General features: G+C 63.7%; 18 protein-coding genes and 1 tRNA gene. 8 read left to right on the forward strand and 11 right to left on the reverse strand.

Going from position 1 to position 24,360, the window contains the following annotated elements:
- Position 1 precedes the first annotated feature (1 nt).
- Positions 2-871, forward strand: coding sequence for an NAD(P)-binding domain-containing protein (locus tag ABZ942_RS35000; RefSeq protein WP_357389714.1), 870 nt, complete (start codon positions 2-4; stop codon positions 869-871).
- A gap of 87 nt (positions 872-958) precedes the next feature.
- On the opposite strand, the gene ABZ942_RS35005 is transcribed toward ABZ942_RS35000, so the two are convergent.
- From ABZ942_RS35005 to ABZ942_RS35020, 4 genes are all read right to left on the reverse strand, one after another.
- On the reverse strand, positions 959-1,339 hold the full coding sequence (locus ABZ942_RS35005; RefSeq protein ID WP_357389716.1) for a DUF5313 family protein: 381 nt from the start codon (positions 1,337-1,339) through the stop codon (positions 959-961).
- Complete coding sequence (locus ABZ942_RS35010) at positions 1,336-2,991, reverse strand: SulP family inorganic anion transporter (RefSeq protein WP_357389718.1); 1,656 nt, start codon at positions 2,989-2,991, stop codon at positions 1,336-1,338. The genes ABZ942_RS35005 and ABZ942_RS35010 overlap by 4 nt, the downstream gene beginning before the upstream one ends.
- A 2-nt stretch (positions 2,992-2,993) precedes the next feature.
- Entirely contained in the window at positions 2,994-4,826 is a 1,833-nt protein-coding gene (locus tag ABZ942_RS35015) for a phosphoenolpyruvate carboxykinase (GTP) (RefSeq protein WP_357389720.1), read from the reverse strand.
- An 88-nt stretch (positions 4,827-4,914) separates the two neighbouring features.
- A complete protein-coding gene (locus ABZ942_RS35020) occupies positions 4,915-5,214 on the reverse strand; it encodes a metalloregulator ArsR/SmtB family transcription factor (protein ID WP_357389892.1) in 300 nt (99 codons plus the stop codon).
- A gap of 266 nt (positions 5,215-5,480) precedes the next feature.
- Here ABZ942_RS35020 and ABZ942_RS35025 point away from each other — a divergent pair, with 266 nt between their 5' ends.
- Positions 5,481-5,939 carry an OsmC family protein gene (locus tag ABZ942_RS35025; RefSeq protein ID WP_357389722.1) on the forward strand — a complete coding sequence of 153 codons (459 nt, stop codon included), beginning with the start codon at positions 5,481-5,483 and terminating at the stop codon, positions 5,937-5,939.
- Here ABZ942_RS35025 and ABZ942_RS35030 read toward each other — a convergent pair whose 3' ends face one another.
- Positions 5,940-6,494: a TetR family transcriptional regulator gene (locus ABZ942_RS35030; protein ID WP_357389724.1), complete on the reverse strand. Its 555-nt coding sequence runs from the start codon at positions 6,492-6,494 to the stop codon at positions 5,940-5,942.
- Between the two features lie 118 nt (positions 6,495-6,612).
- Here ABZ942_RS35030 and ABZ942_RS35035 point away from each other — a divergent pair, with 118 nt between their 5' ends.
- A complete protein-coding gene (locus tag ABZ942_RS35035; protein WP_357389726.1) occupies positions 6,613-7,365 on the forward strand; it encodes a carboxymuconolactone decarboxylase family protein in 753 nt (250 codons plus the stop codon).
- A gap of 103 nt (positions 7,366-7,468) precedes the next feature.
- Here ABZ942_RS35035 and ABZ942_RS35040 read toward each other — a convergent pair whose 3' ends face one another.
- Entirely contained in the window at positions 7,469-9,820 is a 2,352-nt protein-coding gene (locus ABZ942_RS35040) for a heavy metal translocating P-type ATPase (protein ID WP_357389728.1), read from the reverse strand.
- Positions 9,821-10,516: 696 nt separating this feature from the next.
- On the opposite strand from ABZ942_RS35040, the gene ABZ942_RS35045 reads away from it, so the two are divergent.
- A tRNA-Leu gene (locus ABZ942_RS35045) sits at positions 10,517-10,604 on the forward strand.
- Here ABZ942_RS35045 and ABZ942_RS35050 read toward each other — a convergent pair.
- Positions 10,583-12,322: a recombinase family protein gene (locus ABZ942_RS35050; protein ID WP_357389730.1), complete on the reverse strand. Its 1,740-nt coding sequence runs from the start codon at positions 12,320-12,322 to the stop codon at positions 10,583-10,585. The genes ABZ942_RS35045 and ABZ942_RS35050 overlap by 22 nt on opposite strands.
- 1,092 nt (positions 12,323-13,414) lie before the next feature.
- The gene (locus ABZ942_RS35055; protein ID WP_357389732.1) at positions 13,415-15,349 is read right to left on the reverse strand and encodes a hypothetical protein; all 1,935 of its coding nucleotides are present in this window, start codon (positions 15,347-15,349) and stop codon (positions 13,415-13,417) included.
- 30 nt (positions 15,350-15,379) lie between these two features.
- On the opposite strand from ABZ942_RS35055, the gene ABZ942_RS35060 reads away from it, so the two are divergent.
- The gene (locus ABZ942_RS35060; protein ID WP_357389734.1) at positions 15,380-15,607 is read left to right on the forward strand and encodes a hypothetical protein; all 228 of its coding nucleotides are present in this window, start codon (positions 15,380-15,382) and stop codon (positions 15,605-15,607) included.
- A gap of 539 nt (positions 15,608-16,146) precedes the next feature.
- Here the strand turns inward: ABZ942_RS35060 and ABZ942_RS35065 are convergent.
- Positions 16,147-17,265: a hypothetical protein gene (locus tag ABZ942_RS35065; protein ID WP_357389736.1), complete on the reverse strand. Its 1,119-nt coding sequence runs from the start codon at positions 17,263-17,265 to the stop codon at positions 16,147-16,149.
- 1,057 nt (positions 17,266-18,322) lie between these two features.
- Between ABZ942_RS35065 and ABZ942_RS35070 the strand changes: the two genes are divergently transcribed.
- Positions 18,323-19,024, forward strand: a complete 702-nt coding sequence (locus tag ABZ942_RS35070) for a hypothetical protein (RefSeq protein WP_357389738.1) — start codon at positions 18,323-18,325, stop codon at positions 19,022-19,024.
- Between the two features lie 612 nt (positions 19,025-19,636).
- Here ABZ942_RS35070 and ABZ942_RS35075 read toward each other — a convergent pair.
- Positions 19,637-20,530, reverse strand: a complete 894-nt coding sequence (locus ABZ942_RS35075; protein ID WP_357389740.1) for an aminoglycoside phosphotransferase family protein — start codon at positions 20,528-20,530, stop codon at positions 19,637-19,639.
- On the reverse strand, positions 20,527-21,531 hold the full coding sequence (locus ABZ942_RS35080; RefSeq protein ID WP_357389742.1) for an XRE family transcriptional regulator: 1,005 nt from the start codon (positions 21,529-21,531) through the stop codon (positions 20,527-20,529). Before ABZ942_RS35080 ends, ABZ942_RS35075 begins: the two co-directional genes overlap by 4 nt.
- Positions 21,532-21,888: 357 nt before the next feature.
- Here ABZ942_RS35080 and ABZ942_RS35085 point away from each other — a divergent pair, with 357 nt between their 5' ends.
- Positions 21,889-23,109: a Gfo/Idh/MocA family oxidoreductase gene (locus ABZ942_RS35085; protein WP_357389744.1), complete on the forward strand. Its 1,221-nt coding sequence runs from the start codon at positions 21,889-21,891 to the stop codon at positions 23,107-23,109.
- On the forward strand, positions 23,106-24,359 hold the full coding sequence (locus ABZ942_RS35090; RefSeq protein ID WP_357389746.1) for a DegT/DnrJ/EryC1/StrS family aminotransferase: 1,254 nt from the start codon (positions 23,106-23,108) through the stop codon (positions 24,357-24,359). Before ABZ942_RS35085 ends, ABZ942_RS35090 begins: the two co-directional genes overlap by 4 nt.
- The last annotated feature ends 1 nt before the right edge of the window (position 24,360 follow it).

Raw genomic sequence — 24,360 nt, forward strand, 5'->3', positions numbered from 1 at the left:
AATGGCGGAAACAACGAACACCCCCGTGACTGTCCTCGGACTCGGCGCGATGGGCCAGGCACTGGCCGCGACCCTGTTGAAGGGTGGCCACCCCACGACAGTATGGAACCGCACGCCAGGCAAGGACGCGGACCTCGTCGTCGCCGGAGCCGTCGGTGCTTTGTCGGTCGTCGACGCCGTCCAGGCGGGCGGACCGATCATCGTCGTCCTGTTCGACCACACCTCCGTGCACGCCATCCTCGACCCGGTCGCCGGCGAACTATCCGGCAGACAGGTCATCAACCTGACCAGCACCGCCCCCGATGAGGCCCGCGAACTCGCCACCTGGGCGGCCCGGCACGGCATCGACTACCTCGACGGCGGCATCATGGCGGTTCCGTCGATGATCGGGCAGCCCGGCGCGTCCATCCTGTACAGCGGTTCGGGCGCGGTGTTCGAAGCACACCGCGCCACCCTCGAATTGCTCGCGGCAGCAGAGTATTTCGGCGACGACGCCGGACTCGCCGCAACCTACGACTTCGCGCTGCTCGCCAACATGTACGCCATGTTCAGTGGCTTCATGCACGGCGCGGCCATGATGCGCTCGGTAGGCGTCTCGGCCGGCGCCTTCGCCGAGCGTGCCACGCCGTGGGTCACCGCCATGGCGCAGATGCTCCCCGCCTACGGCCAGATCATCGATAGCGGCGACTACAGCCAACCCATCCAATCCCTCGCCTTCCACAAAGCCGCCCTCGACGCCATCAACCGCGCCACCCGCGACGCCGGGGTCACCGTCGACTTCGTCGCCCCGATCAAGAACCTTATCGACCGCCAGGTCGCCGATGGTCACGGTGCCCAGGAGTTCGCTCGAACCGTCGAGGAATTGGTCTGACCTACCACCGGCTCGCGCCGGTGCCGCACAACGGTTTCCGGCGCGAGCGAGTGCCGACCCCGCCTGGCCGGGCGCACAACCAGGCGTTCAGCCCCGGCCATGGCGGCGTTCATATGCTGCACGTTCAGCGGCCGACCGCGCCCGATTACGGGCATCGGCCAGCGTCGCATCGAGTCCGTGTGCGGTCAGGCGATGGCGCCGGTAGACGTGCATCAGTGCCGCAGTGAAGTAGATCAGCGGCAAATACAGCAGGGCCATCATCGCCGGCCCGATCCACGATGGCCCGGGAATGAGTAGGAACAGGCACAACGGCGCGATCACCGGTACGAGAATCCGCAGCAGGTACCGGCGAGCCGATCCGGGACCGGTCAAGTCGTCGATCACCCACTGCGCCATGGACGGCGGCAATGTTCCGCCGCAGATGTAGCGAATTCGTTGCGCCGGAGTCGGTTTCGTCCGATTGCTCATTCGTGTGCCCGTCCGGCAGTGCTCGGCAAATACCCCCGGGCATAGGCGATCGCCTCCGGTGTGTGCTCGAAGATTCGCTCGTCGCCACCCGTCGGCAATGCGCCGATCGCGGCCAGCCGACGGCGATGATGCTCGCGCAACCCGGACATCAGCACCGTGATATGCCGATGTTCGAGTTTGCCGATAGCGTCCGCGAGCACCAGCGCGCCGGTGGTGTCCAGTGCGGTGATGCGGGACATGCGCAGGATCACCACGTGCACGTCCGATACCTCGGCCAGCTCCAGCAGGAACCGGTGCGCTGCGGCGAAGAACAACGGCCCTTCGATGCGGTAGGCGACGATGTGGTCGTGCAGTAGTTCATGTTCTTCGTCAAGATGGTCGGAGTCATCGACCGGGAGCTCGAGCGGAATTTGCCGCAGCCGAGCCTCTTTCGCCACTGAACGTAGTGCGAGTAGTACGGCGAACCCGACGCCGACCGCCACTGCGGTCACCAGATCCAGCGCGACGGTCACGCCGAAAGTGACGGCCATGATGGCGGCATCGCCCTTCGACGCCCGCGCGATCGCGGCCAGCGAAGCCGTCTCGACCATACGTGCCGTAGTGGCCAGCAAAACGCCCGCCAATGCCGCCAAGGGGATGTCGGCAACCAGCGGCGCGGCCAGGCAGACAATGGCCGCCAGCACCACCGCGTGGGTGAGGGCCGCGAGCCGGGACCGCGCACCGGAGCGCACGTTGACCGCAGTGCGAGCGATCGCACCGGTGGCGGGTACGCCACCGAACAGGGGAGCGGCGATATTGGCCAGGCCTTGCCCGAGCAGTTCCCGGTCGGGATCGTGGCGGGTGCCGACGGCCATCGCGTCGGCGGCCGTTGCCGACAGCAGTGATTCCAGGGCAGCCAGCGCGGCCACCGCAAGCGCCGGCGCGATCAACGAGCCCAACTGCCCGAACCGCACGAATCCCAGTGTGGGAACCTGCAATCCGGAGGGAATGGCGCCAATCGGGATGAGGTCGAGATGGAACAGCCGTGCTGCCACGGTCGCCCCGGCCACGGCGATCAGCGCGAACGGCAACTTCGGCAGTAATCGGCCACCGGCCAGGACGATCGCGGCAACCACCGATGCGGTCACCAGGGGCACCGGACTGGCCGCCGAAATGTATTGGCGCACAGCGTCGAAGGCTGACTGCCACACTTTCTCCCCCTCGGCATGCGCGATGCCGAGGGCTGACGGAAACTGTTGCAGCGCAATAACAACCGCGATACCCGCAGTGAACCCCTCGATCACCGGCGCGGGCATGAAGCGCACTGCTCGCCCGACCCTGGCGACCGCGAGTGCCACCAGCACCAGGCCGGCCAGCAGCCCCACAGTCAGCACCGCACTCGCGCCATGCTGGTGAAAGATCGGGGCGAGCACCACGGTCATCGCCCCCGTCGGCCCCGAGACCTGGAAGCGAGAGCCACCGAAGACCGCGGCGACCGCGCCCGCGACGACGGCGGTGGCCAATCCGGCCGCCGCGCCCAGGCCGGAGGAGATGCCGAAACCCAACGCCAACGGTAGCGCCACCAAGGCGACCATCAAGCCCGACAGCAGGTCCGCGCCCGGGGCGCGGACCCCGTGCGCCCAGTCCGACCAACTCGGCAGCAGCGCGCGCACAATCAGCCTGCCACTGCGAGCCGGGTCTTGAGCGCGGCGAGCTGTACCCGGAGCGCCTCGGGCAAGCGGTTGCCGCCGATTGTGGCGTACCACTCGTCGATTGCGGCGGTCTCGGTCACCCATTCCGCGTTGTTCACGGCCAACGCGTCGGCAACCAACTCGCGGTATCCGCCGGACAGGCCGGACCGGTCCAGGGCGTCGATGGTCGGCACGTACCCGATCGGTGTCTCGACCGCGTCGGCGGTGCGATCCAGACGTTCCAGCGCCCACTTCAGCACGCGCACGTTGTCACCGAAGCCCGGCCACAGGAACTTGCCGTCGGCGCTGCGGCGGAACCAGTTGACCTGGAAGATCTTCGGCAACTTTGCCGGATCGGCGGCCGCGCCGAGCTTCAGCCAGTGCGCGAAATAGTCGCCGACGTGGTAGCCGAGGAACGGCAGCATCGCCATCGGGTCGCGACGCACCACCCCGACCCGCCCGGCCGCGGCGGCGGTGGTCTCCGACGACAACACCGACGCGGTGAACACTCCGTGTTCCCAACCGAACGACTCCGCCACCAACGGGATGGTCGTGGCGCGGCGACCCCCGAAGAAGATCGCGGAGATCGGCACCCCGGTGGGGTCGTTCCATTCCGGGGCGACCGACGGGCACTGCTCGATCGGCGTGCAGTATCGCGAGTTCGGGTGCGCCGCAGGGATTTCCGACTTCGGCGTCCAGTCCATACCGTGCCAATCGATCAGATGATCCGGCTTCTCCTCGGTCAGTCCCTCCCACCACACGTCGCCGTCATCGGTCAGCGCGGTGTTGGTGAAGATCGAATTGCCGAGATCGATCGCGGCGATCGCGTTCGGATTGGTCTCGGTGCCCGTGCCGGGCGCGACCCCGAAGAACCCGGCCTCCGGGTTCACCGCATACAAGCGACCGTCCGCGCCGAAGCGCAGCCAGGCGATGTCGTCACCGATCGTCTCGGCTTTCCAGCCCGGCAATGCCGGTTCGAGCATGGCCAGATTGGTTTTGCCGCAGGAGGATGGGAAGGCCGCCGCGATGTAGTGCGTCTTGCCTTGGGGGGAGGTCAATTTCAGGATCAGCATGTGCTCGGCGAGCCAGCCCTCGTCGCGACCGAGAACCGAGGCGATCCGCAGGGCGAAGCACTTCTTGCCCAGTAGCGCGTTGCCGCCATAGCCGGAGCCGTAGCTCCAGATGGTGCGGGTGTCCGGGAAGTGAGCGATGTACTTGGTCTTGTCGCACGGCCAAGCCACGTCGAGTTGTCCCTCGCCGAGCGGGGCGCCGACCGAATGCAGACATTTCACGAATTCGATGCCTTCGGAGAACTTCTTCCACACCTGGGTGCCGGACCGGGTCATGATCTGCATCGACACCGCGACGTAGGCCGAATCGGTAATCTGCACACCGTATTTCGGGTCATCGGCATCCAGCGGCCCCATGCAGTATGCGATGACGAACATGGTGCGACCGACCATTGCCCCGCGGTAGTGCTCGGTCATCACGGTGCGCATATCGACCGGATCGACCCAGTTGTTCGTCGGCCCGGCATCGTTGCGATCCTCGGAGCAGATGAAGGTACGGTCTTCCACCCGCGCGACGTCGTCGGGGTCCGACACGCACCAGAACGAGTTCGGCTTGCCGGCCAATCGCACCAACGCGCCCTTGCGCACCAACGCGGTAGTCAATCGGTCCCACTCCGCCCGGGATCCGTCGCAGAACACTATCCGATCCGGTGCCGTCAACTCGGCGACCTCGGCCACCCAGGCCAGCACGCCCTCGTGGTCCGTCGGCGCCGAGGGAGTCTGGATGGCGATGGATTGGTCGGTCACGTCAATTCTCCTTCGTGAACTACTAGATGTCTATTTTAGAAAAACTGCATATAGATGACAGTCATACACCCCTGCTGAGCGCTCGGACTCAGGCGGGCTGTTCCAGCGCTTCCACCTGCCCGGCGACGACACCGGTGAGAATGGCTCGAGCAGTAGCCAGCAACTGGGCCACCTCCGGAGAGGTCAGCTCATAGGTCACCGACAAGCCCTCGCGGCGGGCGCGCACCAGACCGGCGCGGCGCAGGATCGCGAGCTGCTGCGACAAGTTCGCCGACTCCACGCCGATCTCGCCGAGCATCTCCGACACGGCGTGCTCGCGCTCACTCAGCAGCTCCAGCACCCGTATCCGTACGGGGTGCCCGAGCGTCTTGAAGAAATCGGCCTTCATCTGGTACAGCGGCCTACTCAACCCTGGCACCTGCTACACCTCTCCGTCGGCACCCGACCGGTCCCTTGATTGCTTAGTTTAGCAAGCAGCATGAACAGCCCGACCCGGACATCCCGCGGACTGCCGTCGTCATTGCAATTTCGTGCAAGTACGGCAGCGGAGGTTGGACGTCGTACGCATCGCCATCTCCTCGTCGGGACGAATGGTCACCCTCCACAGGACTTGCGGCCCTCGCGGAGACAGCGACCGCAGCGAAGGATTCGAGAATGAGCACCGACATCTCGCACAACAACGCCCAGTCCGGCGCGCCGACCGTCTATTCCGTTCAGGCACAACGCACTTCCGCCGGGGACGCCTGCATCCAGGTGGGCGCGCATTCGATTCCGATCGACGCCGCGTGGGGCGCCACCCCGTCAGGGCTGCCGGGCCCCGCCGAATTGCTGGCCGCGGCGTTCGCGGCCTGCTTGTTGAAGAACTTGGCGCGGTCGGAAGAGCTTCTGATGTTCCGCTACCGGCGGGCGGACGTCGAAGTGACGGCTCATCGCCAGGACACCCCGCCCATGTTCACCGAGATCAGCTATTCGGTTCGGCTCGAGACCGACGAACCGCAACGGCGCATCGACTTACTCCATCGCAACCTGCGCAACTATGGCACCGTCTACAACACGCTGGCCGCGGTCTGCAACGTTCATGGCACCGTGGAGGGCGAGGTCGCCGCGCCGTGATTACCGGTCGAGCAGCTGCCGCGCGATCTCCCGGGCCCGCTCCGCTGCGGCCGGAGTCGCCTCGCGCACGGACGTCACGATGGCGCCGTCTACCAGTAGGGCAAAGGCTGAAGCCAGTTCCCGCGCATCGGATCGTCCTGCGGTGGTGAGGATTTCGGTCAGGTAGTCGATGACGTGACGCTTGTGCTGATCCGCGACCCGGTGCGCCGCGGAGGTCGGATCGGCCACCTCGACCATCGTGTTGATGAACGCGCAACCACGAAAGTCCTTGCTGGAGAATCGTTCCGCCAGTGCGTCGAAGACGGCGAGCGGCCGGTCGGCGGCCGTGTCCGCTTTCGCCTCGACGGATTCTTTCAGCCATTCCAGCCAGCGGCGATCGCGATCCTCGAGCACTGCGACGACCAGTTCGTCCTTGCCGGTGAAGTGGCGATAGAACGACGCGCGCCCTACGCCGGATTCCTGGAGTAGTCGATCGACCCCGACGGCCCGGATGCCCTCGGCGTAGAAGAGCTCCTCCGCAGTCGCGAGAAGGCGCTGTTTAGCGCGTGTTGCCATCTGGCCACCCTATCATTTCGGAACTGATCGGTGCCGTTTGGGTTGACATTTCGGCACCGATCGGTACTGTTTGATTTCGGCACCGATCGGTACCATCGCGGAAGAGTATGGAGTCATGATGTCCCGGCTACCACTTGTGTCCACCGAAACCGCCGACACCGAGCAGGCGGAACTACTCACCGAGGTACAGCGTCAGCTCGGTCGGGTCCCGAACCTCTATGCCGGAATGGCGAACAGCGCCGCGACCCTGCGCGGCTACCTCACCATGCGCGACGCACTGACCCGAGGAAAACTCACCGCCCGGGTTCGCGAACAGCTGGCGCTGCTCGTGGCCAGCGAAAACAGTTGCAACTACTGCGTTTCCGCACACACCATGCGGGCGAGCCGCATGGGTTTCACCGACGAAGCCATCGCAGCCACCCGCGACGCAAGGGCGGACGATCCGCACGCGAACGCCGTGTTGCACTTCGCGCGCGAGGTCATCCGGTCGCATGGTCGCGTCGCCGATGCCGCGATCGACTCGGCCCGCCGGCACGGCGTCAGCGACGCCGAGTTGACCGAGATCGTCGGCCACGTCGCGCTCAACACCTTGTCGAACTACTTCAACCATGTCGCCGAGCCGGAACTCGACTTCCCGCCGGTACCACCCGCGAAAGGCGGTGCGATGACCACACGATGGCGCCAGGCAAGCAAAGTCGTCCTGGTCGAAGGCTATTCGCTGCTCGCGAGAGACGGTCGGCCGGTTCGTACGATCGACGACGTCTCGGTGACGATCGAAGGGGGATTCCTCCACGTCAAGGTGCCGGGGAGCGACGAGATACAGATCGTCTCCGCACCCGCGGTTGCGCTGGTTACCTACCCGGAATCCTGAGATCCGCGCGGCGTGGGTCGCGCCGATCCGGCTGTTCGCGCTCGGCGGCCGCAGCAGGTCGGCGACGACTGTGCGGTGGCCGGGCGCGCGCCGGGGTGTCGAATCAGGTTGGCGTCGTGGCGTGTTCGGGGGCGTCGGTGAGGGTGAAGTAGTTCTCCTCTTCCTGCAAGAAGTGTAGTTGCAACAGTGCGTGGAGCCCGTACAGGCAGGCCAGCAGATCGTCGATCTGGTCTGAGCCGACGCGACCAGCAGTCCGCGCCAAACGAAGGTGGATACCGATGCGGGAGGTCAACTGCTGGATTTCGGCGTGAGTGCGGCTCATGGTGGCGGTGGCATCCGGACTGCCGAGCGGAATCGCAAGTGCGGGATACAGTTCGGATTCCTCCGCTTGCTCATGCGGTAGCACTTTGTCGATGAGGAACCGGTACGCGTCTTCGACCGCCGACAGTGCGGACTGCTCGTCATCGCGGTCCGCGAGCCGGTCTGCGGCGGCCCGCAGCATGGTGAGGGTGTCGCGTAGCGTGTCGTGTTCGCCGGCGAAGCGGCGCAGCAGGGCGGCGGTGCTGGGTGCGAGTTCGGTGCGTGATGTGGGATTGCCGCGTAACGCGCGCAACGCATTCAAGATCACCGCCACGTCGATGCCCTCTTGTAGCAGCGCGCCGCCCGCCGGCGGAAGCCAACCGACGGCGGCGACGATCATTGCCAGCAACGACAGGCTCATCCCGGCAACCGCGCTCTGCACCGCGATCCGCCGAGACCAGCGGGCGGTGTCCATCGTATCGGCGAGCCGGTCGAGGCGATCCGCGGTGAGGACGACATCGGCGGCTTCCGCGGAAGCCGCCGACCCACGCGCGCCCATCGCGACGCCGACCGTAGCCGCGGCCAGCGCAGGCGCGTCGTTGACTCCGTCGCCGACCATCACAGTCACCGCGTGTGCGCGCTCACGGCGCACGGCGTCCACCTTGTCGGCGGGACTCTGTCCCGCGTACACCTCGTCGAGGCCCAGCGCGGTGGCGACCTCGCGCGCGGGTTCGGACCGGTCTCCGGTGAGCATGACCAACCGCGTCAACCCGGCCTGCCGCAGCCGGCGAATAGTGCGAGAGGCGTCGCGCCGCAACGGATCTCGCAGCAAAATCGCCGCCGCAGCGTTGCCGTCCACGCTGACCCACGCGATGGCAGCCGAGTCCGGGCTCGCCCGGTTGACGACCGCACGAGCCCAGTCGAGGCCGGTGATCGCGTCGGGGAGCTTGCCGACGTCGACGCGATGCGCCTCGACGGTCCCGGAGATCCCACGCCCGGCCTGCTCGACCACCTCGCTCGGAGCCGTCAGCCCGAGACCGCGAGCCATCGCCTCGGCGACGATCGCTTCGGCCAGCACGTGCGGTGAAACCTGGTCGACCGATGCGGCCAGCCGCAGCATCTCGCGCGCGTCGAGTCCTGGCGCGGTGATCACGTCGATGACTTTAGGACGACCCGCAGTGAGGGTTCCCGTCTTGTCCATCACCAATGTTGTTGCCCGCCCGAGGGTTTCCAGCGCACCGCCGCCACGCACCACAACACCGAGGCGGGCGGACCGCGACAGTCCCGACACGATCGCCACGGGAGCGGCCAACAGCAATGGACACGGCGTCGCCACCACCAGGACCGCGACCGCTCGCGTCGCCGATCCGCTCCACGCGTAGGCCGCGCCGGCGACCGTCAGCGCGAGTGGCAGGAACCACGCCGCATACCGATCGGCCAGCCGCACCACCGGCGCGTTCTCGGCACCGGCTTGTTCGGCCAGCCGCACGATTCCGGCGTATGTGCTCGCCGCCGCCGTCGCACCCGCACGTATCTCGAAGGTCTCGCCGGCGTTGACCACACCGCTGCGCACCGGATCACCCGCGACCCGCTCGACCTGCAGCGGCTCCCCGGTCAGAACTGACTCATCCAGCACCGCAACGGTATTCAGGATCTCCCCGTCCACGGGTACGACTTCGCCCGCGGCGACCACGAGCAGGTCACCGACGGCGACCTGGTCGACCGGAACCACCGCCACCTCGTCGCCGATCCGGCGACGCGCTGAGCGTGGCGCATGTTCGAGCAGAGCGCGCAGATCCTGTGTGGCGCGCCGTTCGGCGGCAGCGTCGAGGGCCCGGCCACCGGCCAGCATGACCGCGATCAACGCCCCCGCAAGATACTCGCCGACCAGCAGTGTCCCCGCCAACGACAGCACCGCGATCAAATCGACCCCGGCCCGCCCTTTCAACAACGTGGCGATCATCCACCACAGCGCCGGCACAATCGCCGTCGCCGTCACCGCAATCCACAACCCATCAGCGGCATCGCGGAATCCGCACGCCCACAACAGCGCACCGATCGTCAGCCCGGCACCAGCGATCACCACCAGACAAGGCTGTAGCAGGGCACCCAGCCGCTGCTTCCATCGCCGGGCGTCCGTGCTGTCCTGGCCCATCGCGTGCTCCTTCCACCCGGGCGATTCTCGGCCCAGCCTCAGTGCAGTCGACTGAAGACAACCGCGCCAGAGACGGCGGTCCCACGAACTGAGGTCCTTGGCCCTTCTAGGCGACCGTCGCGTTGGACAGGATTGGTCTCGTGTGGCGGGGCTGCCCGGCCAGATCCCACCGAGCAGGGTGCGCGTGGATCCCGACCGCTAGTGAGGGGAGCCGGCGATCGGTCGGGTAGGGGGTTCCGTCGAGCCGGGCCGATCATGCCGATTCTGTCGCCGGTCATCGCTGTCTCGACCAGCCCAGCTATCGGGCGCAAGCCTCGTATCCGGGTTGGCGACCAAGATCCATTCGGCATGTCGCCGCGGAACCCTGGTTGATCGCCGCGGCAAGACCCGCATTCTCGTCGTTGCGGATCACCCAGCCGCCGGATTCCGTCAGCGGTTCGCCGCGTCGAAACGTTGTCGACCTCGAGCACGAACGGCTCCACTGCTGCCGGTAGTGATTCCAGGAAGGGCGGCAGACTTCAGCGCTTGGTACATCACGAGAATGAGGCCGACGGTCTCGCCAAGCGCGCGAACCAATCAGGTCAGCCGCGTAGCCCTCCGTGCCGTGCCCGCAGACCGAACCCCTTCGCAAAACACGTGGTCAACCCGCGATTTGGTCCACGCCGCGAGATCCTATAATCTTGCTGAGCACCACCGGTCCGGGTGGCGGAATGGCAGACGCGCTAGCTTGAGGTGCTAGTGCCCTTTAACGGGCGTGGGGGTTCAAGTCCCCCTCCGGACACCAGTGCTAAACCCAGGGAGGCTGGCACTGACAACAGCGAGCTGTTGTCGGTGCTGGTACCGGACCTGGATGTTCAGGGCTTCGTAGAGAAGTTGCTTATCTTCTGGAGCTCCAGCTGTCAGTACGGCTCGGATGTCTCCTGCTGATTCGATCAGCTTGTTCATCTTGGTTTCGGTCAGTCGAATCGGCTTCGGTATCGCATCGAGTTCGGCCCGCGCTGCGGCCTTGTCGGCCTGTGCTGCGTTCATCGAAGTCACGAAAGCGGCTGGATCGACGCCTGCTTCGATGGCAGCCAAGTGGCGCTGTAACTTCGTGTCCGCGTCGGTAATTCGGCGACGCAGCAGTGCGCGAACGGCATCTGTGTCGTCGGTTTCCTGGGCCTCCAGGAGGGTCGCGATGGTCTGGTTTCGATGCTCGCGATCGAAAAGGGTTGCGAGCCAACCGTTCAGTGGGTCTACGAGTATTGATTCTCGTAGGTTGACTGTTTTCGGGTGATTGGTCAGTGCCTCGCTGCCGGGCGCGAGAGTTCTTGCACGGCAACGGTAATAGACGTTTTGGCCGATTAGTTCGGCTTGCATCTTGCGGTTGCAGGCGTCGCAGCGGATGTGCCCGCGCAGCAGATACGGGCGCGGGATCAGCGTTCTGGTCCGCTCGAGTTTGGCGCGGTCTCGGTTGGTGATGCCGGCGCGGCCTCGGCGGATCAGGTGTGCCTCGGTGAATCCCTCGACGGAGATGATTTGCGGATGTGCTGGGCGTCGTGAGCGGATGATGCGGTCGGCGGTTGCTCGCACGAACCGGATCGCGTAGCCGGCTGCGACGTCATCGGGGTCGATCAGTTCTTCTCGCTTGGTCCATCGCCCGAACACCGCGTAGCCGGTGTATCGCGGGTTCTGCAGGATCGCAGCGACTGTTGGAGCCTGCCAGCCGTCGCCGGAACGGTGCCGGTTCTGCTCGGGGCGATGGGCTGAAGGGCACGGTATCTGGTCGCGATTGAGTCCTTCCGCGATCGCCTTATCGCCACGTCCACCGATGTATTCGCGGAAGATCCGCTGGACCACCGGCGCCGCGGCGACATCGATGGAGAGGATGCGCAGCTTCAGTCCGTCTGCTGCGCGGTGCGGGTTGGGGTGCGGCGGCCCGTCGACCACGACATATCCGTAGGGAGCGCGTCCGCCTTGATGGCGTCCCTCGTTGAGCACCTGGGCGTCCATGCTGGCGCGTGTGCGTTGCTGAACGTGCTGGCGTTCCGACTCGCTGAGCCCACCGAGCATGCTCATCATCATGTTGTGGGTGGCGTTCTTCGCGTTGTACTTGCCGCCCAGTTCCGGTACCCAGATATCGACGCCATGAGCTTGGATCCGTGGCGCAACCAGACTGAACTGATTGCCGAACCAGCAGCGTGTGCCTTCACCGACGACAATCGCAGTCCACCCTCGATTGGGATTCTTGAGGTCGGCGAGCAGCTTCGCCGCCTGCGTCCGGCGATGCCACGGCACCGATCGCGACTGCCCAACATCGAAGTACGAAGCGACGATTGAGCCCGGGGCAAACTTCTGCGCATTGCCGGACTGCCATCCGTACGAGGTTTCAGGGTCCTGGTTGTCCTCGGTCGAGCAACGACCGTAGAACGCGAGCCGCTGACTCCCATCGGATTCCGGGTCGGTGACTTCGATGCCAAGGAGCCCATCGAGCACTGCCCATTCGTTGGTCTCGCTCGGCATCGCTTCCTCCTTGACAGTCTGTTGGCGCGCGTATCCCATGATGCTCCCGGACATCATTCGCGATCACAGACGGCCGCCGCGACGCACAGATGTGGCATCGCGACGGGACGCAGGTTCGCACCCTAGGAGTCCGCACGGTTGGCCGGTGTAGTCCGTCGTCGACGAGATCGTCGACTACCTGACTGCGGTAATTTCTCGACGTTCTCGATCACACGAGTTGGTGGACGAGAAGGCCGTCGGGAATCCGTCGATCGCTGGCGGACACCCGGATTGGGAGCGTCCGTGGAAGTCGGATTGCCCGTTCTATCGATCTCAGACGACGCGTTCGACCCATCGAGTTCGGTATCTTCTACGGCGCCATGATCTTCGTCCACGGAGCGCAGGATGAGTCGTAGGAGTGCCTTGGCCGCCGCCGGATTCAGCGCGGGCGGCTCATCTGGACAGACCACGTCAATCTTTCGACGCCTGCCCTGATCGAAACTGTCACGGCTCGAGCAATCGCGGCGCATCATACCTAGTCCCGGCTGAGAACGGGCTGGTCTGGTCCGCACTGACTGTCGGGGACATTGTGATTCGCCTGAGCGTTCGCTGACTGGAGGCGGCGGTTTTCGTGCAGAGACATGGAGGACAGCTCCTTACCGTCCGCCTGATTCTCCCCTTACCATGAAACCTGATCTTCAGCGTTCGCGCCACAGCTGAAGGCACGCCCTGCGGTATGACCCTTTGGGCCTGAGGCGAATTTGTCGAGACCCACGGCGTCCCCACCGGATGTCCGTGACCCCGTCGCGGCAGCGATAGGTTTGATTGGAAGCGTGGTCCAACAGATCCGATCGTGTCGGGGTGAGGAAGCCTGTATCGGGGCGGCGATCTAGCGTCCGTGTCCGGCGGATTCCGCCGTACAGGACCAAGAGCGGCTCCGTGTTCCGTGCAGCCGCCAGTCTCTGCAGGCTAAGGCAGGTGGGCGCGTGGTTCGCGCTTGTGTCCATAACGTTCAACGTGAGCACGACGCGAGCCGTATATGACGTACCTCCCGCAGCCGAGAATGATCGGTGCTCCATCGATCGTGAGGCTGGTCGCCCCTCTTTGCCTACATCACCTGCGGCGCTTGGCCTTCGGCGGTGGTCGCGACGGTAGATAATCGGCGGGATAGAGTTGTGTGACCTGTTCGTCCAACTCCGGATCGGGTGAGAGACGGTCCCCGTTGTAGACGACAGCAGACAGCGCGCGGTCGTGTTGATCGAAGAGGAATCCGACACCGCGGTTCAACCCCCACTGATATTTCTTGACCCGCAAGTAACTGGTCAGATGGTTGGTGGCCTGTTCGAGACTGCGAGACCGCGGCCGTGTCATCCACACCATCACCCACGCGTTCTTCTTGGTCGATCCGATCGGAACAGTCATGCTTCGTTCACGCCCGAGCGGATCGGGTTGGTCGAGCAGCTGTTTGGCTATCCGCGACTGGTAGTCCTGGCTTTTGGTGGATCCTGACAGCAACGTCGCTCCGACACTGAGCCACCCGTAGTCGCCGCGGTCGTGCAGGCTCGCAACGAAGTGCGCGATCGGGGAATTGTTGAGTACCGGTTTGGGGGCCGCAGGGCTGTGAGGGTCGTGCCGAGAGTAGTGCCACCGGTCCAGCGGGTCGGTGCGGCTGGTGATGAAGCTGCGCCGCAACGCCCGACGGCGGCGCGTCGCGCCGGTGGTGGGTTTCATGAAGGGAAGCTCGAGTTGCGTCTGTTGGGGGTCGGGTTCGACGTAGAGACCTTTTTCGTAGAAGTACAGAAAAAGGTCGAGTTCGTCTGGGGCCATATAGACCATCGTGGTCTCGGGATCGGTCCTCCTTCGGAGGTAGAGCAGAAACTCGGCAGGTGTGTCGATGAGTTCGCTGATCAGCTGCAGGTCGTGGATCGATACGGTCCACGGGATCCGGGTGGCATCGAGCAGACCTGCGCTGAGCAGGTCTGCGGTGGCGGTACTGATACCGGCCAGATCCTCCAGGCTCAGGGCGACCATATGGATTTCCCGGATGTGGGACAAATCAAGCCATCCGTCTTTGTGTAGACGGATTCCGGTGTCGCACTCGATCCGCTCGGCCAGTCGTGAAGCTTGATCGGCCGCATCTTTGATGATCTTTATCAGGTCACGACGCAGCCTGCGAGTATCCCCTGCCCGTGAGCGCGGATTGACCGCTACGGCTTTGGCTTCGACGATCACCGCCACATCGTCGAGAAGGAACAGCAGGTCACCCTCGACCTTCTTGGTGTAGTCCGATGGCTCGCCTGCGGCTTGCCCATCGTTGTCGGGGACGAAGTATTCGAACGAGGCGTACACCTGCGCGCCGGGCAACAGAGTCTGGAAGGCATCAGCGGCGAGGTGTTCAAGTAGCCGGCCCCGATGTTGCTGGTATTCGTCCCACGCCGATGGATCCGACTTGAGGTGCTGTTCGAGATTCTCCCGTATTGCGGACTGAATGAACGAGCTGTGGACCAGCATCAATTCGCCGTCGGCGGACACCAGCAGCGGGTTGGTGCGAAGCGGATTGTCCCCGCCTGAGAAGGCGAGGACCAGCTGGTGGGGAGTACGGCCGTCGAGGTTCAGGCGAAAATGTTGAGCTACCGCCAAGATGGTCTCGACGTCTAGTCCAGTACTGGCCGCGATCGCTGTGGGATGCACAGACACCGTGTGCCCGCGGCCTTGCCAAGCGTCCAGCCAGGTCCGGCGGAAACGCTCGAGCTTGGGATCGGCGCCGTCGAGTTCGGTGGGATCGGCCCTCTCCGCGAGGATTTCCTCGGCGACCGCAGCGTTGGCTTCCAAGCGGGCATTCCATCCCTGAACTTGCAACTCGTGGCAGGTGCTGAGTACAGCAAGGGCTTCGGCGGCCGTGAATCCGATGCTGCGGCGCAACCTTTCGCGAATCTGCGGTGGATCGAACAGCGCTGAGACAGTCGCTTCGAGCATGTCGGGGTAGGACGAATTACGGATCCACACTTCGTTGCCGCGCATCGAGAGGGCGATCTTGTCCAGCGGCACCGAGGTGGCGGAGTCGATCAACGTCGCGAGATGTTCCAGGAACGCGAGATCGACGACCCGCCTGGCCTGGTCTTTCCATCGCTTGGCATCGCTGAACAGATTGCGTTGGTCGACCTCAGGATTCGGGGTCTGGTCAGGATCTGTTGTGGCGGCCAGCATGACGAGCAATTCAGCCAGCGCGACACTGTCGTCGGTGTCCGGTTGTATCAGTCCTGCGATGTTCCACGGCAGGCACGCCAGGCGGACCACCTCGCATAACTGGAAAAGTGGGTATTGCCGAAGTTCTGCTGCGAGATCGTCAACAGCCTGGGTCAGCATCCGCTCGGCGGTCTCGCGCGGGTCGCCCGAACGCGCCAGGTCAGACCACAGCTGGGCTACGTTTCTCATCCCTGCCAGCAGAGTGTGGGTATGGTGATCGAGCACACCGGTCCGTCGTGCGTTCTTACGAGCACGTTCCTGGCGCAAGGTGCGCCGCCGAGTTCTGGAAGCCATTCACAGATGAGACCATGCAACACCGACAACAACCGACCGTTTCTCTACAGAGGCGCCCTCGGGTCCGTGACCTGTTCGGCGCACCAGCGATTCCCTAGAAGATTTCCGCATCCATGATCGCGAGTACTTCAACTGCTATGGGTAATGACTCGATCCACGATCGGTCGCCCGCATATACGGCCAGTGGGCTGTGCCTGGCAGGTCGCCAGGGCGGCCCACTAACCGGGATGGCCCGCCGGCTCCGTCTCCGAGGAGCAATGAGATCCAATTGTTGGCGACTCTGTCTCGCTCCCCGCAGTTTTCGCTTAGTCGGCGTGTATTTTGCGAACTAGGGATTTCCGCCTACGTTCGCGCAGCTCGTCGGTCTCGTAGGCGTCGATTCCTGGTGGCTCGGGAAGTACTCTGTCGAGCCAGCCTTCGTCGGAACCGATAGCCGCGAAGTCTTGGCGTTCCTGGCCGCCCTGGTACCGGCGCGCGTGTACGAATCGAAGCTGCAGTACTCCGCGTTCGCCTCCGACGTGCATGAGATCGTAGGTGCATTCCCGTCCCCACGAGGCATCAACGTCACACATGCAGAACTCCCGGTGGATGCGGAGCGGCAATCCCCAAACTGGGTCGAGCAAACGCGCCAGGAAACCGTCGTGGTCGACAGCGACATCTTGTCGCGTGGTCAGCTCGAAGACCCACTCGCCCCCGGTCCGCCTGTCGGGGTTGATCCAGAACCTCGTCCGGTACGCGCTGCTCGTTGTGTGAAATAGGGCCACGCGCCTCAGAAGGCCGCTCCCTAGCCAAGCCAGTTGTCTAGAGTTCGCCGTCACCCGCGGGAACATATCCTCGAATTCCTTCTCTGCCGAGGTCAGTGCAGGTGTCAGCCAGATGGGGGTCTCTGTCGAGTCGCCTTGCGAACTGCGAAATTCCTCGATGTCGTCCACCCATCGGGTACCGGGGACGCCGCACAGAGTTAACCGGCTACTGGTGCCGACCAGTGAGACCGTCAAGTTGCGCCCGCGAACGGAGACGATGCGCAGTTGCGGAATGCCGGTCATTTCCTCGTCGCGATGGGCATGGGGGAGGAGCATCCCGGCCAGCGTTTGGCTGAAGCGATAGATCTTGCCGGGTCGCCAGACTCCTGGTTCACGGCATATGGGGTGCAGTTCAGCATGGCTATCGAGCCAGATAGCCAATCCGCCCTCCATCCCCATTATCCGGACGCGGGCGATGCCGAGAGGGTGCGCCAGCCACTCACCGTAGTCTCCGAAGATGCTGAAGATCTTGGACTCCAACAGTGCCTGCGCAGACGTAGCCGCGGAGGGGATCGGTGTGGAGTTGTCGAATATAGTGCCGGCCTTCAGTGCACCATAGGGTTCGCCGGTGTAAAGACGGCGGGTTCGAATCAAGTGAGCAACACGTCCACCAGCAGCCATCCCAGCAACCGTTCCCGGTCATCGCCGCCCGAAATGCCCGTACCGTGTGGGTTGTAGCGCCGCGGCGCAGAGTTGACCGACCGGGGAGGTGGTGAAGCTATAGCTTCTCTATCCCGAAGATGACAATCGCTACAGGGCGGCGCGGTTGCCGGGAGTGGCCGCCATCCGGCCGAGTGCAATACTGCCGATTCCGGGGCGATAAGGCAACGATCGTCTCGACGGCGTGTCGCCTTCGGCTTGAGCCCGATTCGTATCGCGCTTGTCGCCCTGTACGCGTCGAGACGATTCAGCGATCTCCCGCTTGGGTCCCAGACAACCGTAAGTGGCACCGGATGGTGAAGATGCAGTTCTTGGCGCTTTGGCGATTGACCGGCCAACTGGTCGGCAGATGCATCAGCGTCTTGGGATGCTGGAAAATGGCGGGCAGCCGTCCCCTGAGGCCGCCGGACTGGTCTCGGGGTTCAGAGGCATTGCGCTCGTCGCCTAGCGTTTCGGCGGCGCGAGCGACGGCTCCCTGCGCCGCTGGCCAGCATGTTCTGGTTTGGTTAGAAATGGCTGTGGCTCAAAGGTTTTGGAGATCGCAGTTGCGGACACGAAATCAGGTGCTATGATTAGAGGCGCCTTCGCGGAGGCAACGATGGCGTCGTTCCCCGGCCAGATGAACGACAGATGCCACTGCTGAGCCGACTGGGCTCCCGCGAATCGTCGCTGAGGCGGCATGTATGAATGTCATGTACTTCCATAGTCTTTCGTTCTTATCGCCGAGCCGGGCGGTGGTTGAGAGGACGCAGCTGTGGGTAGCCGCCTTGACGAACTAATCCAGACCCGCCGCTTGTTTACTGGCGAATGCCGGAGTGAAGTGCGAGGTCTAATACCGTATGTGCATAGCAGCGAGACATCTCAACGCTGTCGGATGATCCCGCCGGCTCACTCACACGACCAAGAGATTTTGGACACGTCTCTGCTGCTGGCCGTGAGAGAAAGCTTTCGAGGATGGGGCGATTCATATCCCGACTTCCGTGCTGTCCGGTCCGTTAGTCCTCGATCCGACGCACTGATGATCGACCTGACCGACTATGCCGCCCTGAATTTCGTCCGTGCTCTGCTGCCGCCACTTGAGCCCAGCGACAGCGGAAGCGGTGTGCCGGGTATTCGGTTCTGTCCAGGGAGGCGGCACACGGTGGTTCGCCTTCTCAGCGACAACAGCAGGCTGACCGATGCCGTAGCGGTGCTTAGGGGAATCGGCATAAAGCGATGGAACCAGATCTGGGGAACGATCGAAGGTGACCGCGACACCGAATACGCTTTCATCGACCCACTGCTGCGACACTCGCCTGAAATGAGTGCTGGCGAGCGAGAGGGGCTCGACCACCAACGATGGGTGTGTGGCCCCGTGTCGCTGGGCAGCGCGTTTCTGCGCCGCATTGGATTGATATCTGGTGCATTTGGCTTCGACACATGGACGGGAAACGGTGCGAGTCTTCTACATATTGAGGTCTTTGACGGTCCGCCGGTGCCAGCGATCATTGAAAAGCTCCGGGATCCGATTTTCGGGATGGTCGATGAACGATTCCGTCTCGGCACCCGGCCCGATCCGGACACAGATTCGGCCTTCGACCGTGTAGTAGACACTGGCGTCCCAACTTCAGAACGCTCTTGGGGGCAGCCAGCGCTTGTCTTTCGGGGACTAGGAGGGTATGCGAAGCTAACGACGTCTGCCGGGACAGACGGTTCGCCGGATACGCGAGTCGAAGCATGACCAAGCGTCAAAGTCGCCAGCCAGAGAATGAACTCGGTCTTTCGGAGTTGGTCGACAAGGTGTTGGGATGTGACGATCGCACGCGTCGGGCCAAGGCTTTGATGCTGACTTTGTCCAGTTGCGTCGTGATCGTCCTGATGAGCGTAATGGCTGCGCTGGAACTAGCCTCCGCGTCAGCCACCACTGCAGGGCTGGGTGGTAGAATCACCGCTGTCGCCGCGATTGTTTGGCGGAAGATGCGGGGAGCTCGACTACCTCAGTCGAACCAGAGGGGAATTGGACTGCGCGATCGATAACCTTGTTGTGACCGGGGCAACTTTCCGCAGTGATGAGCGAACCCGGTCCAATCTTTGGTCGGCAGCATCCGGGCAATCTGGCCGGTAGGCGCTCAATCATGGATCAATTTCTGCAAATGGTCTTGGGGTGGTATGAGGACTAGGATCACGCGCACCCCTCACCCAGCAGACTTTCCCGATTATCCCGCCGTCCAGGTCAACAATTTAGGCGGAAACTTCGAAGGGATTGGCGTCCAATAGCTTGTGCAGCATGCGGTCCCCGTTCACAAGCTGGGCGTGAACTTCCCGGCCTGCGTGCCCACGCGGCGGCCCTTCGCTACAACGCCTCCCATTGCCACGGCCGCGGAACCTGCCCGCGTAGGCACGCGATCCGGTGCTTGGCTTGTCGAGCTGCATTGCCGTTGCCCGCTGATTGGGCAACGGCGAACGCGACCCACCGCAGCTCTTGGATGTCGGCGAGGATTCGGAATCCTGGCCACTCGGTGACGTCATCGCCGCCGTACGCGGTGACGAAAGACTGATAGTCGTCGTAGGGCACGCGGCTGAAATCGGTATAGTCCACACCTAGTTGGGTGAGGTCCCATTCGCGCCGGCCGATCGACATCTTGTCGAGGTCGAGCACTGTCGGGATGCCCGAGGGTGGCACTACCAGGTTGCCTTGCCAGGCATCGCCGTGAATCACGCAGGGAGAAAGGGTGTTTGGCAAAGAATAGTACTGGGCGCGTAGTCGGGCGTAGTGCTGGAGCAGCCACGTTCGATCGTCCCGGTCGAGCATGTCTGCGGTGTCGATGCGTTCCTCGAGCCCGGTGAAGGGGTCGTAGGCGGGGAGTTCGAATTCGGTTGGGGGTGGCAACTCGTGCAGCGCTCGCAGCATTGCGCCCAGCTCGCCTGGCGTCGACGGACGGTGGTCAGGGATCAAACGCCACCATGTGACGGGGCGGTCGTCGACGACGACCGGTTGCGTCAGTGAGGTTTCGGCCTCGACCGTCGGTATCCCGGAATCGTTGAGCCACTGGGAGACTCGCAATTCACGTTTGGCGTCATCGATGCTGCCTGGTTGTCCGATCCGGGCGACGATGTTATCGGCCAACCGGTAGATCGCATGTGATCCGTCTCGAATTACTTCGGCACCACGCAGATCGACGCCGCTGACTTCGGCAGCTTTGGCCAACACCTCGTCTGCCGAGGTGTGCGAGCGTGGCGAACTCATTGATCCGAACCTGTTGGTGCGCTGCTGGCAATGGCGTACCGCAGTTCCGCGACTTCCGTCATCCGGCGCCGAGGTGCTGCTGCTGCCGCCAGCGTGCGGAGTTCGTTCTGGATGCGCTGTGAGCGAAAGGCGGTGGCTTGCTGGGTAGCTTGCAGGCCGATGACAGCGGCTTCTCTCGGATCATCCAATTGCATTGTCAGCGTGGCTAATCGAGTAAGCGAGAAGGTTCGCGACCGCGGATACTGGGTTCCTTGGAGCGCGACGGCTTCACGGATCCTTGGTGCTGCCAGGTCGATTCGCTGCCGTGCTTTCGCGACGGGCATCAATGCCTTCCCGGTGCTGCCGAGGTGTTCGGCAGTGTCGTAGTAGCACAGCCAGGGAGCATCGGTGGCGGGTGTGCGGTTGGCGAAATGCTCGTCAGACCTGGCGACTTCGGTGAGAGCCTCTTGTGTTCGTCCCGTTGCGGCAAGGAACTGGGCGCGCAGTGCGCTGAGCATCGCGCGGGCGGTGGCGGACAGTCGGTCTGACCGGACCTGGGCGAGTTCGATCAATGACAGCGCACCGTCGGTGTTGCCGATGTAGGCCATTTTTCGCGCCATATCCGCCAACGTGCTCGCGCGTAATTCCCAGGAGCCGGCGTTGTCGGCACACCACAGCGCTAGTCGGAACCTGCGCTCGGCCACCGGGTAGTCGCCGATGTCGAAGGCGGCGTAACCGGCGACGCTGCTCAGGTTCCCGATTGCTTCGAGCAGCGCACGCCGAGTGGCCGGTGCGGAATGCCCGTCGAGCAGCCGGACGAACCGGGTGACCTGTGCGCCTGCGGTGAGGCTGGCTGAGCCACCACCATGCAGATTCTCGGCCTGAGCAGCCTCCCGCGTGGCGGTCTGCACTTGGTCCACATCCGTCCAGCCCACACGGCTGACCGGCTTGTCGTCCGTTGTGCTCGATCCGAGATAGGTGGCAGGGATGACGCCCGGATCGAACGGGCTGAACAGATTCACCGCAAGCGTTCCATCAGGAGATTGGGTGTCTTCCCGTCGCTGACGGGAGGGGATGAACCCGAGTTCGCTATCGGTTGCGCTGAGAACGGCGCGGAATGCCTCGCGGTATCGCTCGTTCGGCCATCGGACCACGCCGCGCTCGTAGCGAGCGATAGTGCGGGCGTCTAGATCGCAGCGCTGCCGGTGAGTGCGCCACAGGTAGCTGTTGACCGCTTCCGCCAGTTCGGCACGGCACATCGCTCGCCGAGGCTCAACCCTTGACGGTGTCGCCTCGCGTCGCCGTTGTAGATGCACGTTCGGTGGCATGTGCCCCCTTGCCGAGTAACCGGTCAGCTCAGTTTATCCAGCGGCACTCGTATGGAGCGGACGGACGGTGTTCTGCCCCGTAACTTGCCCTCTTGCTGGACCTCGTTGACGACGAATCTAGAAGCTGACCATCACGAGCACCGACTCACCAATCTGGGGGATCCCATGAGATCGTGCGAATCACTTCGGGGCACTATCGGCAGTTCACTAGCGCCCTGCGTCAGCGCGCCGACGATCGAACCATCCTGGCGCACAAGCAGACTCGCCACCCAAGGCCGATCGATGCTTCGAGCTGGTGTCGTTGGTCTCGGTCACCAGGCGGTGGATGATCATCTGCCAGGGTTGCTCGCGTCCAGTACCGCTGAGCTTGTCGCCGTCTGTGATGAGAATCCGGGGATCGTTGTCGAACAGAAGCAGCGGTACCAGGTGTCGGGCTACACCGATTTCCGGGAGATGTTGAACGCTGAGCGGCTCGACTTCGTCATCGTTTGCGTTCCGCACGATGTCGGGCGAAGTGTGATCGAAGCCGCCGCGGAACATGGGGTTCACGTCCTGAAGGAGAAGCCGTTCGCTACGGGTTTGGTCGAGGCCGTCGAACTTGCCGACCTGTGTGAACAGTCCGGCATCCAGCTGATGGTCACGCTGCAGCGCCGCTTCAACCCGATCTACAGCAGCTTTACCCAGCTCGCAGACCAGATCGGTACACCGTTCCTGGTAGACGCTCGCTACACCGTGCACGTTGAAGACCCTTCCGATGGCTGGCGTGGCGTCACGGCCAAGGCCGGAGGTGGCTGCGTGATCGATATGGGCTACCACCTGATCGACCTGCTTCTCTGGTATTTCGGTCTACCGGACAGCATCACCGCTGACCTATCGATCAGTGCTCGGCCGGATCGTAACTATGACGCCGAAGACACTGCGCTCGTTCACTTCTCCTACGACACAGGCCTATACGGATCGCTGCTGCTATCGCGTTTCGTCGGTCCCAAAGCCGAGGAGATCCGGCTGATCGGCTCCGACGGCATCGTCCATCTGGAACGCGGGTGCATTCGCCGGCTGACCAACGGCGGTGAGGTCATCGAATCACTACGGCGCGAGCAAGCCTGGCCATCGGCCGCGGCCTGCCAGATCGACTACTTCCACCGCGTCATCGATGGCACTCGACCGAACCTCAGCAGTCCTGCCGACAACCTGGCCCACATGGCTTTCGTCGCGGCCTGCTACGAGGCCGCGCGTACCCGCACTTCCATCAACCCACAGGAGTTGCTGTGACATCTTCATTGGCTCTTCTCGGCGGCACACCGGTCATTAGTAAAGCGGCTCCGCACTTTTTGTGGCCGCCGCTGACGGAGGCCACCGCTGGCGCGGTGCTCTATCAACTATGGGATGGCTTCTCCATCTACAACCGCTCCAGCGTGATCGCCGAGCTGGAAGATGCATTACAGCGCTACTTCGGCGTACGTTATGCCGTCCTCACCAGCTCCGGCACGGCCGCCCTGTACTCGATGTACGCCGCGTGCGGGATCGGGCCGGGTGACGAGGTCATCGTGCCCGCCTACACCTTCTTCGCCACGGCAACCCCGCTGCTGCACCTCGGTGCGACACCGGTGTTGGCCGACTGCGACGCCAGGGGCAATCTCGATCCGCACGACGTACCGCGACGGATCACCGACCGAACCAAAGCCATTGTGGTCACGCACATGTGGGGCATGCCCGCTCAAATCCAGAGCCTGAAACAGCTCGCCGATACCTATAGTCTGCAACTGTTCGAGGACGCGTCTCACGCTCATGGGGCGAGCGTCGCCGGCAGGAAGGTCGGTACGTTCGGGCGTGCTGCTGCGTTCAGCATGAACGGACCCAAGCCTTTGTCCGCGGGCGAAGGTGGCTTCGTGCTGACCGATGACGACGAGGTGTATCACCGAGTCCTGCTCCACGGGCAATATAACAAGCGCTGCCGTAGCGAGATCCCTTCTGACAGCGAACTGTACCGGTATGCCGTCACCGGCATGGGCCTCAAGCATCGCATCCATCCGCTGGCCGCTGCGGTTGCGCTGGAACAACTTTCGCGTCTGGGCGAGTACCTCGATGGTCGTCAGCGTATCGCTGCATACATCGCCGACGAGCTCGACGAGTTGCCAGGCGTGACGATTCCGCGGGCCGAACTAGGCGTTCAGTCGTCCTGGTATGGGCTGACAATGCAGTACGACGCTGACTCCTTCAATGATTTGCCGGTCGAACGTTTCCATGAGGCGCTGCTGGCCGAAGGGTGTGCCGAGATCGATCGTCCAGGTTCCACGTGTCCGCTGAACCAGCTACCGCTGTTTCAGGAGCCAGGACCGCTGTTCCCGGCATTCACAGGGAAACTGGCCTACGCGGCGGGCGACTACCCGCGGGCGGAGGAGATCCACCACGCGACACTCAAACTGCCGGTCTGGCACGAGGAACAAGATCTGTGGATCGTGGACTGCTACATCGAAGCCATCCGCAAAGTCGCCGAACACCACACCGAGTTGAAGGGATAAG

Origin of the sequence: Nocardia sp. NPDC046473 (genome assembly GCF_040645995.1) — a bacterium.
Lineage (GTDB): Bacteria > Actinomycetota > Actinomycetes > Mycobacteriales > Mycobacteriaceae > Nocardia.